General features: G+C 69.9%; 16 protein-coding genes. 11 read left to right on the top strand and 5 right to left on the bottom strand.

Annotation, left to right across the window (positions count from 1 at the left end; all coding sequences use genetic code 11):
• Nucleotides 1–125 precede the first annotated feature (125 nt).
• On the top strand, nucleotides 126–1,004 hold the full coding sequence (locus ACWCPI_RS37015; RefSeq protein ID WP_451042353.1) for a GntR family transcriptional regulator: 879 nt from the start codon (nucleotides 126–128) through the stop codon (nucleotides 1,002–1,004).
• Nucleotides 1,004–1,753, top strand: coding sequence for an HAD family hydrolase (locus tag ACWCPI_RS37010; RefSeq protein ID WP_451042352.1), 750 nt, complete (start codon nucleotides 1,004–1,006; stop codon nucleotides 1,751–1,753). Before ACWCPI_RS37015 ends, ACWCPI_RS37010 begins: the two co-directional genes overlap by 1 nt.
• Here ACWCPI_RS37010 and ACWCPI_RS37005 read toward each other — a convergent pair.
• Nucleotides 1,744–1,926 carry a hypothetical protein gene (locus ACWCPI_RS37005; RefSeq protein ID WP_451042351.1) on the bottom strand — a complete coding sequence of 61 codons (183 nt, stop codon included), beginning with the start codon at nucleotides 1,924–1,926 and terminating at the stop codon, nucleotides 1,744–1,746. The genes ACWCPI_RS37010 and ACWCPI_RS37005 overlap by 10 nt on opposite strands.
• Before the next feature lie 181 nt (nucleotides 1,927–2,107).
• On the opposite strand from ACWCPI_RS37005, the gene ACWCPI_RS37000 reads away from it, so the two are divergent.
• From ACWCPI_RS37000 to ACWCPI_RS36980, 5 genes are all read left to right on the top strand, one after another.
• Entirely contained in the window at nucleotides 2,108–2,980 is an 873-nt protein-coding gene (locus tag ACWCPI_RS37000; RefSeq protein WP_451042350.1) for a GntR family transcriptional regulator, read from the top strand.
• Nucleotides 2,981–3,209: 229 nt separating this feature from the next.
• Nucleotides 3,210–5,393, top strand: coding sequence for a phosphotransferase (locus ACWCPI_RS36995; RefSeq protein WP_451042349.1), 2,184 nt, complete (start codon nucleotides 3,210–3,212; stop codon nucleotides 5,391–5,393).
• Nucleotides 5,394–5,478: 85 nt separating this feature from the next.
• Entirely contained in the window at nucleotides 5,479–6,360 is an 882-nt protein-coding gene (locus ACWCPI_RS36990) for a hypothetical protein (RefSeq protein ID WP_451042348.1), read from the top strand.
• Nucleotides 6,361–6,391: 31 nt separating this feature from the next.
• Nucleotides 6,392–7,003 carry a TetR family transcriptional regulator gene (locus ACWCPI_RS36985; RefSeq protein WP_451042347.1) on the top strand — a complete coding sequence of 204 codons (612 nt, stop codon included), beginning with the start codon at nucleotides 6,392–6,394 and terminating at the stop codon, nucleotides 7,001–7,003.
• 51 nt (nucleotides 7,004–7,054) lie between these two features.
• On the top strand, nucleotides 7,055–9,073 hold the full coding sequence (locus ACWCPI_RS36980) for a HelD family protein (protein ID WP_451042346.1): 2,019 nt from the start codon (nucleotides 7,055–7,057) through the stop codon (nucleotides 9,071–9,073).
• Nucleotides 9,074–9,158: 85 nt separating this feature from the next.
• Here the strand turns inward: ACWCPI_RS36980 and ACWCPI_RS36975 are convergent, their stop codons facing one another.
• The gene (locus ACWCPI_RS36975; RefSeq protein WP_451042345.1) at nucleotides 9,159–10,001 is read right to left on the bottom strand and encodes a nitroreductase/quinone reductase family protein; all 843 of its coding nucleotides are present in this window, start codon (nucleotides 9,999–10,001) and stop codon (nucleotides 9,159–9,161) included.
• 167 nt (nucleotides 10,002–10,168) lie between these two features.
• Here ACWCPI_RS36975 and ACWCPI_RS36970 point away from each other — a divergent pair, with 167 nt between their 5' ends.
• The gene (locus ACWCPI_RS36970; protein ID WP_451042412.1) at nucleotides 10,169–10,363 is read left to right on the top strand and encodes a hypothetical protein; all 195 of its coding nucleotides are present in this window, start codon (nucleotides 10,169–10,171) and stop codon (nucleotides 10,361–10,363) included.
• Here the strand turns inward: ACWCPI_RS36970 and ACWCPI_RS36965 are convergent.
• A complete protein-coding gene (locus tag ACWCPI_RS36965; RefSeq protein WP_451042344.1) occupies nucleotides 10,332–11,225 on the bottom strand; it encodes an NAD(P)-dependent oxidoreductase in 894 nt (297 codons plus the stop codon). The two genes, ACWCPI_RS36970 and ACWCPI_RS36965, sit on opposite strands and share 32 nt — an antisense overlap.
• 114 nt (nucleotides 11,226–11,339) lie before the next feature.
• Between ACWCPI_RS36965 and ACWCPI_RS36960 the strand changes: the two genes are divergently transcribed.
• The gene (locus ACWCPI_RS36960) at nucleotides 11,340–11,684 is read left to right on the top strand and encodes a winged helix-turn-helix transcriptional regulator (RefSeq protein ID WP_451042343.1); all 345 of its coding nucleotides are present in this window, start codon (nucleotides 11,340–11,342) and stop codon (nucleotides 11,682–11,684) included.
• Between the two features lie 176 nt (nucleotides 11,685–11,860).
• Here ACWCPI_RS36960 and ACWCPI_RS36955 read toward each other — a convergent pair whose 3' ends face one another.
• Nucleotides 11,861–12,322, bottom strand: a complete 462-nt coding sequence (locus tag ACWCPI_RS36955; protein WP_451042342.1) for an ATP-binding protein — start codon at nucleotides 12,320–12,322, stop codon at nucleotides 11,861–11,863.
• Nucleotides 12,323–12,535: 213 nt separating this feature from the next.
• Here ACWCPI_RS36955 and ACWCPI_RS36950 point away from each other — a divergent pair, with 213 nt between their 5' ends.
• Nucleotides 12,536–13,201 (top strand): maleylpyruvate isomerase family mycothiol-dependent enzyme, encoded by a 666-nt coding sequence (locus ACWCPI_RS36950; RefSeq protein WP_451042341.1) that lies wholly within the window; start codon nucleotides 12,536–12,538, stop codon nucleotides 13,199–13,201.
• A gap of 17 nt (nucleotides 13,202–13,218) precedes the next feature.
• Here ACWCPI_RS36950 and ACWCPI_RS36945 read toward each other — a convergent pair whose 3' ends face one another.
• Nucleotides 13,219–13,773, bottom strand: a complete 555-nt coding sequence (locus ACWCPI_RS36945; RefSeq protein WP_451042340.1) for an AAA family ATPase — start codon at nucleotides 13,771–13,773, stop codon at nucleotides 13,219–13,221.
• A gap of 327 nt (nucleotides 13,774–14,100) precedes the next feature.
• Between ACWCPI_RS36945 and ACWCPI_RS36940 the strand changes: the two genes are divergently transcribed.
• Entirely contained in the window at nucleotides 14,101–14,610 is a 510-nt protein-coding gene (locus tag ACWCPI_RS36940) for a hypothetical protein (protein ID WP_451042339.1), read from the top strand.
• Nucleotides 14,611–14,877 lie beyond the last annotated feature (267 nt).

Raw genomic sequence — 14,877 nt, 5'->3', positions numbered from 1 at the left:
ATGGAAGAATTACTTCCGCCAACTCAACCAACTTGGTGCCAACCCTGACTAAGTTGTCCCCACTTGGCCCCTACTTTGAAACAAGCCGCAGACAACTCCCGCTAGATGGATCAGAGTTGTAGCGTTTGGTCGTGACTCAGGAGAACGTGGCAGTGAACGGCAGCAGGAGACTCTCTCCGCAGGAGATCGCCGACAACCTGCGGGAACGGATCCGGGTCGGAGACCTCAAGGCGGGCGACCGCCTGCCCACCCAGGCCGAGCTGGCCGAGGAGTTCGGGGTGGAGCGAGGCGCCGTTCGCCAGGCGCTGCGCGCACTCCAGGAGGACGGTCTGCTCACCAACGTCAGCAAGGGCAGCCCGCCGCGCATCGCCCTGCCGGCCCCGACCCGGGACGCCCCCCAGCCGACGATGGTCAGCCTGGCCCCCCGGCTCACCGATGCCTTCGCCGCCCCGCAGGTCCGCGTGGACGTGGTCTGCCACACCTCCGAGACCCTGATGGTGGCCCTCGGCGAGCCACTGCGCCTGATCCACGAGGGGTCGGTCCGCCCCCGGTCGATCGACGTACGGATCCTGCTGCCCTCCCGGAACATCCATCTCGCCTTCCCGGTGCTGGTCGAGGGGCGGGGCGACGACGACCCCGTGCACCAGCGCTGGCTGGCCATGCGCAACGCCCAGGCCCAGGTGCTGCGCCACAACCTCCAGGCCATCCGCGCCACCCACGGCGTCGACGTCCACGTCACCTTCCGCGCGCTGCCGTTCACCCCGCCGATCAAGCTGTACCTGCTCAACGGCGACGAGGCGCTGATCGGCTATTACGTCCTCACCGAACGCCAGGAGGAGTACGAGAGCCGGACCCTGGACATGTACGACGCCCTGGGCTCCCAGTCGCTGCTCTTCTCCTTCGCGCAGTCGGCAGGGCAGCGCGACGCCGCCTTCGTGGCGGAATCCCAGAAGTGGTTCGACGCCCTCTGGGAAACCATCAGCACGGAGCTGACACTCTCCTAGTGACTTCTGATACGACACAGACCGAACCGGTGACCGCCGAGACCGAGACCGACCCGCACCGGCTCCGGGAACTGATCGCGGGCGCCCGCATCGTGCTCTGGGACTTCGACGGACCGATCTGCCGGCTGTTCGCCGGGCACTCGGCGGAGCGGGTCGCGACCGACCTGGTGGAGTGGCTGGAGCGACGGGGACTGCCCGGCCTGCTGTCCGACGACGAACGGGAGTCGCTGGACCCCCATGTCGTCCTGCGCGCCGTGGACCGCCGGCGCCCGGGCAGCGACCTGGTCGCGGAACTGGAGGAACGTCTCACCCAGGAGGAGCTCAGGGCTACCTCCTCCGCGATGCCCACGGCGTACGCCGACCCGCTGATCCGTACGTGGACGGCGGTCGGGTCCCGGCTGGCCATCGCCACCAACAACTCCCCGCGCGTGGTCCGCACGTACCTGGACAGCCGCGGGCTGCTCGGATGCTTCAGTCCCCACGTCTACGGCCGCACCCGCAACCTCCACCAGCTCAAGCCGGACCCGCACTGCCTCAACCGGGCCCTGAGCGCCATGGGCGCCGCCCCCTCGTCGGCGCTGATGATCGGCGACACGCCCTCGGACCTCGACGCCGCCACCAGGGCCGGGGTTCCGTTCCTCGGGTACGCGCGTAACGCGCGCAAGGAGAAGCTGCTGCGTGAGGCGGGTGCCACGGCGGTGGTGGACTCACTGGAGCCGGTGCTGGCGCTGGTCCGCGCTCACGCCTGAATCATCAGCAGCGCGAACATCACGGCGGCCCCTACCGCGAGACCCGTGCGCCGGGCCCGTAAGCCGACGCCGACGGTCAAGAGGAGCACGATCCCGGCCAAGCCGAGTCGTGTCTCGGCCTGTATGCCGAGGAAGAGCTCGAAGAGTCCTCGGGTGACCTGTAGCAGGAGCATGACCCCACCCACCTTCCGCTGTCCTGCAACTCCACAACCATCCGTCCAATTGGGCTGACTGGTCTGGGAGTGGTCTGCCCGCCTGGTGTGATCCCTTAACCAACCGGCCTGCCTGGCAGTCGTGTTGACTGGTTGACTGGGCGCTGGTTTGCCGGTGGACGGAAAGCGGTACGGTCCCCACGTGGAGGCACAGCAGAGCGGTGACAGTGGGGCCAGGGAATTCCAGCGGGTGGCCTACGAGTTGCGCTCCCGGATGACCGACGGAGCGTACGCGCTGGGCTCCTTCCTGCCCTCCCAGCGCGATCTCGCGGAGGAGTTCGGGGTCTCCCGCGACACCGTCCAGCGGGCCCTGCGCGAGTTGGTCGACGAGGGCTGGATCGAGTCGCGGCAGGGCAGCGGCTCCCGGGTCGTCAAGACCCAGCGCATACAGTCCCCGACGCCCAAGGCCACCAGGTCGCGGCGGGGCATCACGCTGGAGTCCCTGATCAGTGAGGCCTTCGAGCAGCCCGAAGTCACCCTCGACGTCTACACGTTGACCTCCGAGTCCCTCTATTGGCGTATCCAGCAGCAGGCCGACCGCATCCGCGGCCGCTCCATAAGCCCCGCGCGCATCAGCCTGCGCATGCTCCTGCCCGCCGAGAAACTCCCTCTGCCGTATCCGCGGGTCAAGGACGACGAGGACGATCCCCGCCTGCGCCAGCGCCTGGACGACATCACGGAGCGGCACACGGAGTCGCTGCGGCAGTCGCTGGGGGCCCTCAAGACCGAGGGGTGGGTGCCGTCGGTGGACGTGGAGATCCGCAGGGCGCCGCTGACCCCCGCGTTCAAGCTCTACCTCTTCAACGGCACCGAGGCCCTGCACGGGCCGTACGAGGTCATCGAGCGGAAGATCGAACTGGCGCCCGGCGAGGAGGTCGCCGCGCTCGATGTGCTGGGCCTCGGGGCGACCCTCACGCACCACGTCAAGGACGACGACCCGAACTCGTCCGGAACCGTGTTCGTGGACAGCATGCAGAAGTGGTTCGAATCGGTATGGAATCTGCTGTCCCAGTAGCCACCGGGGTGCTGTTAGCATGCCCGCACCGATTGAGCAACCGTTCCCGTTCGAGCGTATGTGATGGCGAACCAGCCAGACGTCGAGCGGCCCCGCACAGACTTCGTGCAAGTAAGTGGTGGACCGCCCGCGGCGGCCACGCACGTCCCACCATGTCGTGCGAGGCAGAACATCGCGTGTTAACCGTTTGGCATACCGTCCTCGTCTTCACCTTCACCCGGAGCGGCCCGTGGGCGCACCTCCTGCTCCCCGTCATCTGCACGGGGGGCGCGCCACGCCCGACGACGCCATCGGCGAGTTCGTGGCGCAGGCCGAGCTGCTGGGGCAGGCGAGCAGCGGGCACCACAACCGCAACTACGTGCTGCCCCTGACGCAGTCAGCGGCCCGGCACCTGGGGCAGGAGGCCGGCACGTACGTGACGGTGCGCGTGCGGCGCGCCGACGCGCTGCCCGTCGTGATCAGGACCTGGAACGACGAGGCGCAGATCCTCGACGCCATCAGGGGGGTCCTGCCCCACGCGCCGCGGTGCCTCTTCAAGGGGGCCCACTTCTCGATCCACAGCTATGTGGAGGGCATGCCGCTGTCCAGTGTGTGCGGGAACGGCAAGCCCGTGGACACCCTGCTGGTCAAGGCGCTGGCCGGTCTGCTCGCCCAGATGGCCCAGGTGCGCCGGGGCGCGCTGCCGACGCTGCCGGCGGTGTGGCCGCGCAACGACATGGACAGCCAGGGATTCCTCCAGACGCTGGCCCGCCTCGCCGACCGGCAGATCAGGCAGCCCAATTGGCAGGTCTTCGGTGGACTGTTCGCGGCACTCGGCATCCCCGAGGACGCCCTGATCCGGCTCGCCGAGCGGGTACCCGCCATGGCGCGGCGGCCGTACAGCCTGCTCCACGCGGACCTGCACCGGGACAACCTGATCGTCTCCTACGCCGGTGACCCGCCCCTCATCTGCGTCGACTGGGAGCTGGCGACCTACGGCGATCCGCTGCACGACCTGGCGACCCATCTGGTGCGCATGCGCTATCCGGACCAGCAGTGGGCCGAAGTGGTCCATGCCTGGGCCGACGCCATGCACGAGCTGCGTCCCGCGGCCGTCAACGGCCTGGGCAAGGACCTGCCCCGCTACGTCGCCTTCGAGCGGGCGCAGTCCGTCTACCCGGACGTCATGCGCGCCGCGCAGTCGCTGCTGGAGCCATTGACCCAGAAGCGGCTCGACGAGGCGACCGCGGAGGTGCGTCTGGCCCTGGAGGCGGCGGCGGACCCGCTGCGGCTGGGCAAGGTGCCGAGCGAGGGCGAGATCGAGCGGGCCCTGTTCCGGTGGCTGGCGTCGCGCAGCCACGGCGGCATCAACGGGCGGGACTGGGTCAGGAAAGCCTTCACCTGGACTCGGGACCGGCGGCTCGGCACACGGCACGACTTTCCCGCCTCGGCCGTGCGCAACGCTTTGCTTCTGGAGGGCGCCGCCCCGGCGGGCCGGGTGTTCAAGGGGACCGCGCACCTCAACACGGTCGTCTCGGTGCCGGGGGTCGGCTTCCCCGTGGTCGTGCGGCGCAGGCTGCCCGACGTGTGCCGCAGGGAGCCCAGCTTTCTCAGCGAGCACGCCGTGCTCCGCGCCATCGAGGAGGCGCCCGTGGAGGTGGCGGCGCCCCGGGCCCTCGTGCTGGGCGTGAGCTACGCCAACGACCCGTTCGCCATCCACACCTACGTCGGATCGCGCGACGAGCCTCCCAGGCACCCGGTGCACGGCCTGCTCCCGCATGAGGCGGACGGGCTCGTGGACCAGCTGACCGCACTGACACGGGTGGACTACAAGCAGGTCGACCCGACCGCCGGGGAGGGCGGCTTCTTCGCCTGGCTGATGGGGCAGCTCGTCGCACTGGTGCGGGAGTTGCCCAAGGAGTCGCAGCAGCTGGCCCGTTTCCTGGGGCTTCCCGACGCCGACCGCCTCCAGCAGATCCTGTCCCGGCACCGGGTGAGTCACCGCAAGCCGTCTCTGCTGCACGGCGACCTCAACCCGTGGAACCTCGTGCGTCGTGACGACCGCCTCGCGGTGACCATCATCGACTGGGAGATGGCGGTGGTCGGCGACCCTCTCTACGACCTGGTCCGGCACATGCACCTCACGCCGACCCGGCCGGAGATCCGGGACCGTATGTTCCGGCGTTGGGAGCGCGCGCTGGAGGTGGAGTTCACCAAGGACTGGCGGCTCGACTGGCGGGTCTACCGTGGCATCGAGACCGTCCGCTCCGCGTACGTGGACCTGGACCGCCTGGTCACCGGCGCGAGCATGGACGCACCCAACGTACGCCGTGCGGTGGACTCCTACCCGATGACCCTGGCCGAGGCGACCGCCTTCCTGGGCCTCCCCGTCCGCCGGACGGCGAACCCGTATCTTGCCCGCGCTCTGGCCTAGCGGCACCATGACCTCACCCAAAGGCGGGGTGGCTCCCGGTATGTGACGTTCCGTCGGGCCGCGCGGGTATGGAGGTGGGTCAGGGATGGCCGAGCGGGGGAACGGACCGTCCGAGGGCGGGGTGGGACGGCGGTTGAGGCGGTACCAGGAACGGTTCGAACCGGCCGTGACCCGCGTGCTGCTGGCCGCGGTGTTCGCCGTGGGGCTGACCGCCCAGTTCGTCAGGCCGGTCGGGGACGCCCTGCAGGACAAGGCCTACCTCGGCGGTGCCCTGCTCGGCCTGATCGGCTATGTGCTGTACGACGCGGTGAAGGAGCTTTCGTCCTCGGTGCGGGTGCCGACCCTGACGCTGGTGAACTCCCGCCAGCTCGGCAGCTTCGTCAGCGAGGCGTTCCAGGCCCGGAGGGTGGAGATCAGCTTCCTCGGGTACACGGGCGAGACCCTCCACCACGAGCTGTACCACCGCCTCGAAGACCTCTTCGACAACCGTGGGCCGATCCGGAAGGTCGTGATCCGGATGCTCGTGCCGGACTTCGAGAAGGAGATGACGGTGCCCTCGAAGGTCGGCGAGGACGGCCGGCCGGTGGACGACCGGGCGTTCCGTGAACGCATGTCGGCGCGCTGCCAGGAGTACGAGGAGAAACTGTCGGACATCGCCCGGCGGCTCACCGCCACCGGCAGGCTGGTGGTCGAGTGCGAGTACCGCTGCTACCCGGGCATTCCGCGGGACAAGATCTGCATCTTCAACCGGCTCCAGGTGCTGCACGGTCTGTACGACCTGTCGGTGCGGATGCACCACCGGGGTGAGGTGTTCTTCGACCCGAAGGGGTACCGGACCGACCTCAACGTCTGGCACCGGGAGGGCACCGCCGCCGCGGAGGCGGCCGTCTCCACGTGGATCAAGCACTTCGACGACCTGTGGGAGCTGGCCACGGTTCCGCAGTGGCGCAGGGGGGAGGCGACCTGAGGGAGAGGCCGGCGGTGCGTAGGCTCACGTCATGAGCGAGATCGGCCTGCGGGAGCGCAAGAAGCGGCGGATGTACCGGACCGTGTCGGACACCGCCATCCGTCTCTTCCTGGAGAAGGGCTTCGACGCCGTCTCCGTGGCCGAGGTCGCCGCCGCGGCCGAGATCTCCAAGCCGACGCTCTTCCGGTACTTCCCGACGAAGGAGGATCTCGTCCTGTACCGGTTCGCCGACCACGAGGACGAGGCCGCCCGGGTCGTGCGGGAGGGGCCCTCGCCCGTCGCGGCGCTGCGGCGGCACTTCCTGGCCGGGCTGGAGCGGTGCGACCCCGTCACCGGGCTGAACGACCATCCCGAGGTCCTCGCCTACCAGTCGATGCTGTACGGGACTCCCGCACTGGCCGCCCGCCTGTACGGCTACCTGGAGCGGTCGGAGGCGGCGCTCGCCGAGGCGCTCGGCGCAGGGCTGGAGGCGAGGCTGGCCGCCGGGCAGATCATCGCCGTGCAGCGGGTCCTGGCGCAGGAGAACTGGCGACGGATCGCCGCGGGGGAGCCGTTGGCCGAGGTGAAGCGGGATGCGGTGACGGCCGCGGAGCGGGCGTTCGGGGCGTTGGAGGCGGGGCTGACGGGACTGACCATCCGCTGAGTCTCAGTAAGAAATTTAACTCAGTCACGGTTTTTGGGTATGCTCCATGGAATGACGTCACCCGACCCGGCCCTGCGCCACACCCTCGCCCAGGAACGCGCCCATCACGACCGCTGCCGCGCCGCCTTCGCCGAGATGGTCGAGGGCGCCCAGGAACACGTCGTCACCGGTGAGGACGTCTCCGCCTCCGGCGCCGACGCCGAGGTCCTCGGACACCGGCTGCGCAGCCGCGCCAAGGAGATGCGCGAGCTGCCCGAGGGACCGCTGTTCTTCGGGCGCCTCGACTTCGGCGGCGACGGGCAGGCGCTGCACATCGGGCGGCTGCGGATCAGCGAGCATCCCGCCGAACCACCCCTCGTGGTCGACTGGCGCGCCCCCGTCTCCCGCGCCTTCTACCAGGCCTCCGTCCACGACCCGCAGGGCGTCGCCGTACGGCGGCGGTTCGGCTGGGCGCCCGGGAGCCGCGGCGACTCCGCCGACCTCACCGGCCTGGAGGACGAGCACCTCGACGGGGGCGAGTCCCGGGCGAGCGAGATCGTCAGCCGGGAGATCGAGCGCCCCCGGGTCGGGCCCATGCGGGACATCGCGGCCACCATCCAGCCCGAGCAGGACGATCTGGTGCGGGGCGACCTCACCCTCTCCGTCTGCGTGCAGGGCGCTCCGGGCACCGGCAAGACCGCTGTCGGCCTGCACCGCGCCGCGTATCTGCTCTACACCCACCCGCGGCGCATCCGGCGCGGCGGCCTGCTGATCCTCGGCCCCAACCGCACCTTCCTGGCGTACATCTCCCAGGTGCTGCCCGCGCTCGGCGAGACCGGCGTACGCCAGTCCACCCTGCGGGACGAGATCGCCCGGCATCCGGTCACCGGAACCGACGACGAGCGGGCCGCCGGGGTGAAGCACGACGCGCGGATGGCGGAGGTCCTGCGGCGGGCGCTGTACGCGCGGGTGGGCGCCGAGAAGGCGGAGGCCCTCGTGGTCCCCGACGGCTCGTACCGATGGCGGGTCCCGGAGGGCGAGCTGCTGCGCATCGTCGACGGAGTGCGGGCCGAGGAGCCGCCGTACGCCGTCGGGCGGGAGCGGGTGCGGACGCGGGTCGTGCGGTACATCCAGGCCCAGGCCGAACGCCGTGCCGGTCCGCGGGGCAACGCCTGGGTGCAGAGGATCTCGCGGGCGCGGGCGGTCGGGGCGTACGTCGACGCGGTGTGGCCGCAGGTCCGGCCCGAGGAGGTGGTCGCCGCACTGCTCACCGGTCCCGGGGCGCTGGCCGCGGCGGCGGACGGGCTGCTGGACGCCGACGAGCAGAAGGCGCTGCTGTGGGCGAGACCGCCCCGGTCGTGGAAGTCGGCGCGCTGGTCGGCCGCCGACCTCGTGCTGCTGGACGAGGTGGCCGGCCTCATCGAGCACCCCCAGGGGTACGGCCATGTCGTCGTCGACGAGGCGCAGGACCTGTCGCCGATGGAGTGCCGGGCGATCGCGCGCCGGGCGGCCTTCGGCTCGATGACGGTGCTGGGGGATCTGGCGCAGGGGACGACACCCTGGGCGGCACGGTCGTGGCGGACGGTGCTGCGGCACCTGGGGAAGCCGGACGCGGCGGTCGTACCGCTCACCGCGGGGTTCCGGGTGCCCGGGGCGGTGCTGTCGCTGGCCAACCGGCTGCTGGAGCGGCTGGACGTGGAGGTGCCGGCGGCCCGGTCGCTGCGCGGCGAGGGGAAGCTGCGGTTCCGGGAGGCGGGCGGAGACCTGCCGGGGGCGGTCGCGGCGGCGGTACGGGACGCGCTGGGCCGGGAGGGGTCCGTGGGGGTCGTCGCGGCCGACGGCGAGGTGGAGCGGATGCGTGCGGCCCTGGCGGCGGCCGGGATCGAGGCGGGGGGCGCGGACGAGCTCGGGGCGCGGGTGGCCGTCGTGCCGGCGGGTGTGGTGAAGGGACTGGAGTACGACCACGTCGTCGCCGTGGAGCCGGCCGCGATCGTGGCGGCGGAGGAGCGCGGGTGGCAGCGGCTGTACGTGGTGGTGACGCGGGCGGTGGCGGGGCTGGAGGTCGTGCACGACAGGCCGCTGCCGTTCTGAGGGGTGCCGCTCGGTCGGGAGGGGGTGCTTCGAGGGGTGCCCGCCGCCGTCCGCCGCGGCACGTGGAGGCACCCCTCGTCAGGTCCTACGCGGCGTCGAGGATCGGGATCAACTGCTCCTCCTCGTAGGCCAGATGATCCTCCAGTGCCGCGGTGAGGCGCTCGACCTCGGCGCGGGCGGCGGCCGGGTCCGCGGCCTCGGCGGACACGGCGCGCCGCAGGTCCTCGACGAGCTCGGCGATCCGCTCGTGCTCCTCGCCCAGCCGGGCCAGCGCCGGCGCGAACTCGGGGTGGCGGTCGGCCAGGACGGGGAACATTCCCTGCTCCTCGCCCGTGTGGTGGTTGTGCAGGCCGGCGCAGAAGGTCAGGCAGTTGACGCGGAGCTGGGCACCGAGGGCCGTACCGCCGTCCTTGCTCATCTCCTCGCGGATCAGCGCGAGTTCACGGCGGAAGGCGTCGTGGACGACCTTGATGGCCTCGCCCATGGAGGAGGCGTTGACGTTCGGCGGACCACCGCGGGTGATCTCCTCCAGGGCCACGACGGGTATCACCCGCTCCGTCTTCTCCTGGTACTCCGCCCAGCCGGGTTCCGCCTCCACGGCCCGCGCGAAGGCCCGGTCGCGCTCCTTGCCTTCGAGGACGACGGCCCGCGCCTCGTAGGTGAAGGCGCCGCTGTCGACGGTGACCCGGGGATGCGCGACGAGGTTGTGGAACCACGCCGGGTGCCTGGGGGCGCCGCCGGCCGAGGCGATGACCAGGACGCGCTCGCCGCCGTCGGGGAGGTAGCCGACGGGTGTGGTGTGCGGGCGGCCGGTGCGGGCGCCGGTGGTGGTGAGCAGCAGGAGCCTGGCACCTTCGAAGTAGCCGCCCACGCGGCCCTTGTTGGCGCGGAACTCCTCGATGACCGGTTGATTGAAGTCGTTGGGCAAGTCTCTCTCTTTCTCTGTCGCTGGTTTCCGTACGAAGGGAAGGCGAAGAGAAAGAGGCGGGCCCCTGGCCCGCCGCCCTGGCCTCACTCAGAGGCCGGGCAACACCCAACTCGCTCACGGCACATGGCCGACCCGGCAGTCATGGGGCAGACGGTACCGTCCGTCCCATGACACCCGCCACGGAATATGTGGAGATCCCGACGACCACGCTCGCCGACCTGCTGGGGCGCGCCTGGGTGGCCGGCCACCACTCAGGGCCGGCCCTCCTCCACCGCGTCGACGACCGCCAGGGCCTCACCGACCGGGACTTCGCCGTCCTTCAGGAGTGGATCACCGCAGGTGGCGGCCGAGCAGCTCGCTGACCCGCAGGTACCCGTCCGTGCCGTGCCCGAGGGCGATGACGCGGCGGGCCTGCCCCTCGATCGCCCGCATGACGGCGGCGTCGATGCCGTGGGACTCCGACGCCTCGACGATGTGCGCCATGGTGGAGGCGCCGGAGGTGATCGGGTTGAGCTCGCCGGAGTAGGTGGCGTCGTCCACGTCACCCGCGAACTCCTCGAAGAGCGGCGGCAGGATCGCGGCGATGCCCTGCGCGAAGGGAGTGAGCTCGCGCGCGGCGATGCCCTCGGCCCGGGCCACGGCCAGGGCGTGGGCGAAACCCGCCATCGAGGTCCAGAAGATGTCGAGCAGGGCGATGTCGTAGGCCGCGGCCCGGCCGATGTCCTCGCCGAGGTGGGTGTGGGCGCCGCCGAGCGCGTCGAGGACCGGTCGGTGCTCGCCGTAGAGCTCCGCGGAGCCGCTGTAGATGAACACCCCCTGCGGCGTGCCGATCGCCGTGGTCGGCGTCATGATCGCGCCGTCCAGATAGCGGATCCCGTGCGCGTCCGCCCACGCGGCGGTGTCCCGGGCGCGGTCCGGGGTGTCGGCGGTCAGGTTGACGACGGTACGGCCCTTGAGCGCGTCGGTGACCGCGTCCTGCCGCAGGACGGCGTCGGCCGCGTCGTAGTTCACCACGCAGACGACGGTCAGCGCGCCGGCGGCGACCGCCTCCGCCGCGGACGCGGCCGACGTGGCACCGCGGCCGACCAGCTCCCGGTCCCGCCCCGGAGTGCGGTTCCAGACGGTGACCCGCACTCCCGCGTCCAGGAACGCGCCGGCCAGGGCCCGGCCCATCGGGCCGAGACCGAGGACGGTGACGGCGGACTCGGAGGCGTGTGTGGACATGAGCAACTCCTAGTAGGGTGACGCTGATTGATGACAAAAGGGGTGGGACATGGCGCAAAGGAGCCTGGCCCGAAAGGGTGTGGTGAAGAGGGCCGTGGTGCCCGGGGGCGTGGCATGACGCACCGGCGCCATGACCCGAACGTGTGCGGGGTGACCGCGGCGATCGCCGTGATCGACGGCAAGTGGAAGACGTCGCTGCTGTGGCGGCTGGAGGACGGCCCGCACCGCCCGGCCGAACTGCGCCGCCGGCTGCCGGGGCTCAGCGAGAAGGTGCTGACCCAGGCGTTGCGTGAGATGGAGGCGGACGGACTGGTGCACCGGGAGGTCTACGACGTCCTGCCGCTGAAGACCGTCTACTCCCTGACCGACTTCGGCCGCGAACTCGCCGAGGCCCTCGGCCCGCTCTCCGACTGGGGTCATCGGCGCCTGGAGAGGCTGACGGAGAGCAGGTCGGCCTGATCCGTCGCCTGGACCGGTCGGTCCTGATCCGGTGGGTCACCTCCCTTGTGGTGTCGAGCCGGTCCTGCGGTGGCCGGGTGCCTCGCCGATCACGCGTATCCAGGTTCTGATGTTCGTCGGCCGCTGCCAAGTACCCACAAAAAAGTGGGTACCGGGGATGACGTGCCGTTCGGGGCTCAGCAGCCGACGGCCGCCGCGACTCGCTGGGCGGCCTGGGCAGGTGTGAGGCGAGTGGTGTCGACGACCTCGGCCTCGTCGTGCAGCCAGGCGCGGGCCGCCTCCGCGTAGGGCTCCAGGCAGCGGAGGCGGAACGGCGAGGGGACGGGAGTGGCCCGCTCGATGCGCTCGCGGAGGGTGTCCTGGTCGGCGTGGAGCACGAAGTGCCCTACGGGGATGCCGTGGTGGGCGAGACCGGCGCTGATCTCACGCCAGTACTGCTCGACCAGGACCGTCATGGGCATCACCAGAGTGCCGCCGGTGTAGTCGAGTACCCGGCGCGCGGTCTCCACCACGAGCTGCCGCCATGGCGGCCAGTGCTGGAAGTTGTCCGTCCCGGGGAGCCCCGGCGCGATGTCCATGAGCGTCTCGCCGACCTTCTCGGCGTCGGGCACCCGGGAATCCGGGATCAGCGGTTGCACGAGTGCACTGGTCGTCGTCTTGCCCACGCCGTGGAAGTCCGGGCGCCTCGGGCTGAGTCATATGCCTCAGCGGCGGGCCGCACGGAGAAAAGTTGCTCGCGGGCGATGACTTTTCTCCGGAGCATCGGTCTTCCTGACGGACGCCCGTGCCGGATGCCCAGACCGGCCCGGGTGCGACGCTGGAGTACACCCCCGTGACAGGAGACTTCCCGTATGAATGATCCGGCAGTGACAGCGGACCGTGGCCATGGGACCGGGGCCTGGCCCTTGATCCGCGCTGAGCGAGCCGCGTTGGCGGTCGATCTCGCAGACATGCATGACGAGCAGTGGGAAACGCCCTCCTTGTGCGCCGGTTTGACGGTGCGTGAGGTCCTTGCGCACCTCACCGCAGGCGCGAGCCTCAACGCCGTGCGCTGGATGGCAGGGGTGATCCGTTGCCGGTTCGACTTCGACAAGCAGGTGGCCATGCGGCTGGCCGAGCAGCTGGGCACGACCCCGGCCGAGACTCTTGAGCGATTCCGGCGCGTCGTCCCGAGCACCACCAAGCCTCCCTTGCCCGCCATAGCCATGCTGGGCGAGACGATCGTGCACGGAGAAGACATCCGGCGTCCGCTGGGCATCCGCCGCGATTACCCGATCGAGGTCGTCACCCGGGTGGCCGAGTACTACCAGGGCTCGGACCTCGTGGTCGTTGCCAAGGGACGTATCGACGGGCTGAAGCTCGTCGCGAATGACGGCCCTTTCACGACCGGTTCGGGGCCGCTCGTGTCCGGCCCCACCTTGGCCTTGGTGATGGCCATGACCGGACGCGCGACGTACTGCAACGAACTCGAAGGCGACGGTGCGGAACTCCTTCGCAGTCGCTGCGGGGCGGTGTGACTTTGCTGCGATTCGGGTCAGTGGTGGCTGGTGTCCCGTGCGCCCATAGGCAGCTGCTCATTCACCCGCGGAGCCGAGCCGGCGGGCTCCGTGGCGTCGCTCATGGGAAAGGTCTGATGCGGTGTCGTCGCCTGGCGGTGCGCGATGCGGGCGAGCTGGACGTCCTTTTCCACGGGCACGTAGACCACCTGACATGCTGCCCCGGCTGAGCGTGCCAGCCAGCGCAGTGCCGACCGTTCATCGCGGCCCCAGAGCCCGTAGTCGAGCACGACGCTGGCCCCCAGCCGCAGCGTCTGGAGGGCGACCGAGATGAGCCGTCCTTCGAGCACCCAGCGCTTTCCGTCGGCCATTGAATCGCCGAACAGCGGGATCATCCAGTCGTCTGGGGTCAGCCGCAGTGCCCGGTGCGTTGCGGCGAGCCCTTTGGCCCGGGTGGTTTTCCCGGCTCCGGGGAGCCCGACCAACAGAAACAGGGTGGCGACAGGCCGATCCTGCGCGACGATGGGGCTGGCTCCATGCGGGCAAGGAGATGGGGTTTCGTGCTGTGAATCGAAGGGCTGCGACTGAGACATGACTCCCCTGATCAGGCAGGATGGCCCGGCAGCACAGAAATAAGCGAGTGGCTGCCGGCAGGACACTGATCCGGCGGTACGTCGTGACACTGGCCCCGGACGGGGGCAGCAACGAGGCTGCGGTTATGGGCAACCGCGGATACCGCCGCTAAGCGGCGGTACGGGTGGTCATGGCAGCACGGCAACACATGCCTTCACCATAGCCGACAGCGTCGGCGGACCATTTCGTGGGATCGCACCAGCAGTCTTGTGCTTGACAGTGAGGCAGCGAGCAGTGGGTGATGTGACTGCAAGCTGCTTCGAGGGGGGTCTGTGGATCTTGGCTCTGTGATCATCGCGGTGGCAGGTGTGGCTGGAACACTGGGGGGATCGTTCCTCACCCAACGCGCCTCCGAACGGGCAAGACGTCGGGAGATAGAGCTGCTTCGGGACCATGAGGAGGTCCGCGAGAACCTGCTCCTCCGACGCACCTGCTATGTGGAGCTCAATCGGGATGCACGTCAGTTCACCACAGCGCTCAACCACCATCTGCATGTCATGCGAGAACGCAATGTCGAGGAGACCGACAGGGAGGCACTCGATGATGCGAAGAGAGCACATCGCGACAGATACTCCGAGGCGCAGATGATCGCCCCTGATGCAGTGCTCGTACGCGCGAGTGAAGTCAATCAGGCCCTGAACAAGGTCTATGGCCAGGTCAAACGCCTTGAGCGACAAGAGCCGGAGCCTGGGGAGACGATGGCCACTGCCGTTCAAGTCCAGGCGGAGATATGGGACATGCTCCGGGCCATGAGGACCGCGATGCGTCGTGACCTCGGGGTGGCCACCCTAGAGTGACGATGCGCCGATGGATCTCACACCCAGCTGACCGAGCATCGAAGCAGACGTTGAATCACAAGCTCAGGGTTTCTCGCTCTCGGCGGATGCTCGGACCATCTGGCCGCCCAAGAAGAGGCCAGCCTGCTCATCAGGTGGTTGACGTGCTCAGGGGACACGGACTGGTGATTGAGCTAGGCAGTTTCGTTTGGATCAGTCGGTCGTTGGTCTGGGTGTGCCGTTAACAGATGCGCAGTGGGCGCGGATCGAGCCGTTACTCCCGGACCG

Source organism: Streptomyces sp. NPDC001920, assembly GCF_053594495.1.
Note: the sequence above shows the minus strand (reverse complement) of the source record. Positions and strands in the feature narration are given on the sequence as shown.

Bases quoted from the DNA above. Each gene is read 5' to 3' on its own strand.
- ACWCPI_RS37005 (WP_451042351.1), bottom strand. From the start codon at position 1,926: ATGCTCCTGCTACAGGTCACCCGAGGACTCTTCGAGCTCTTCCTCGGC.
- ACWCPI_RS36990 (WP_451042348.1), top strand. From the start codon at position 5,479: ATGGCCGAGCGGGGGAACGGACCGTCCGAGGGCGGGGTGGGACGGCGG.
- ACWCPI_RS36985 (WP_451042347.1), top strand. From the start codon at position 6,392: ATGAGCGAGATCGGCCTGCGGGAGCGCAAGAAGCGGCGGATGTACCGG.
- ACWCPI_RS36980 (WP_451042346.1), top strand. From the start codon at position 7,055: ATGACGTCACCCGACCCGGCCCTGCGCCACACCCTCGCCCAGGAACGC.
- ACWCPI_RS36970 (WP_451042412.1), top strand. From the start codon at position 10,169: ATGACACCCGCCACGGAATATGTGGAGATCCCGACGACCACGCTCGCC.
- ACWCPI_RS36965 (WP_451042344.1), bottom strand. From the start codon at position 11,225: ATGTCCACACACGCCTCCGAGTCCGCCGTCACCGTCCTCGGTCTCGGC.
- ACWCPI_RS36960 (WP_451042343.1), top strand. From the start codon at position 11,340: ATGACGCACCGGCGCCATGACCCGAACGTGTGCGGGGTGACCGCGGCG.
- ACWCPI_RS36950 (WP_451042341.1), top strand. From the start codon at position 12,536: ATGAATGATCCGGCAGTGACAGCGGACCGTGGCCATGGGACCGGGGCC.
- ACWCPI_RS36945 (WP_451042340.1), bottom strand. From the start codon at position 13,773: ATGTCTCAGTCGCAGCCCTTCGATTCACAGCACGAAACCCCATCTCCT.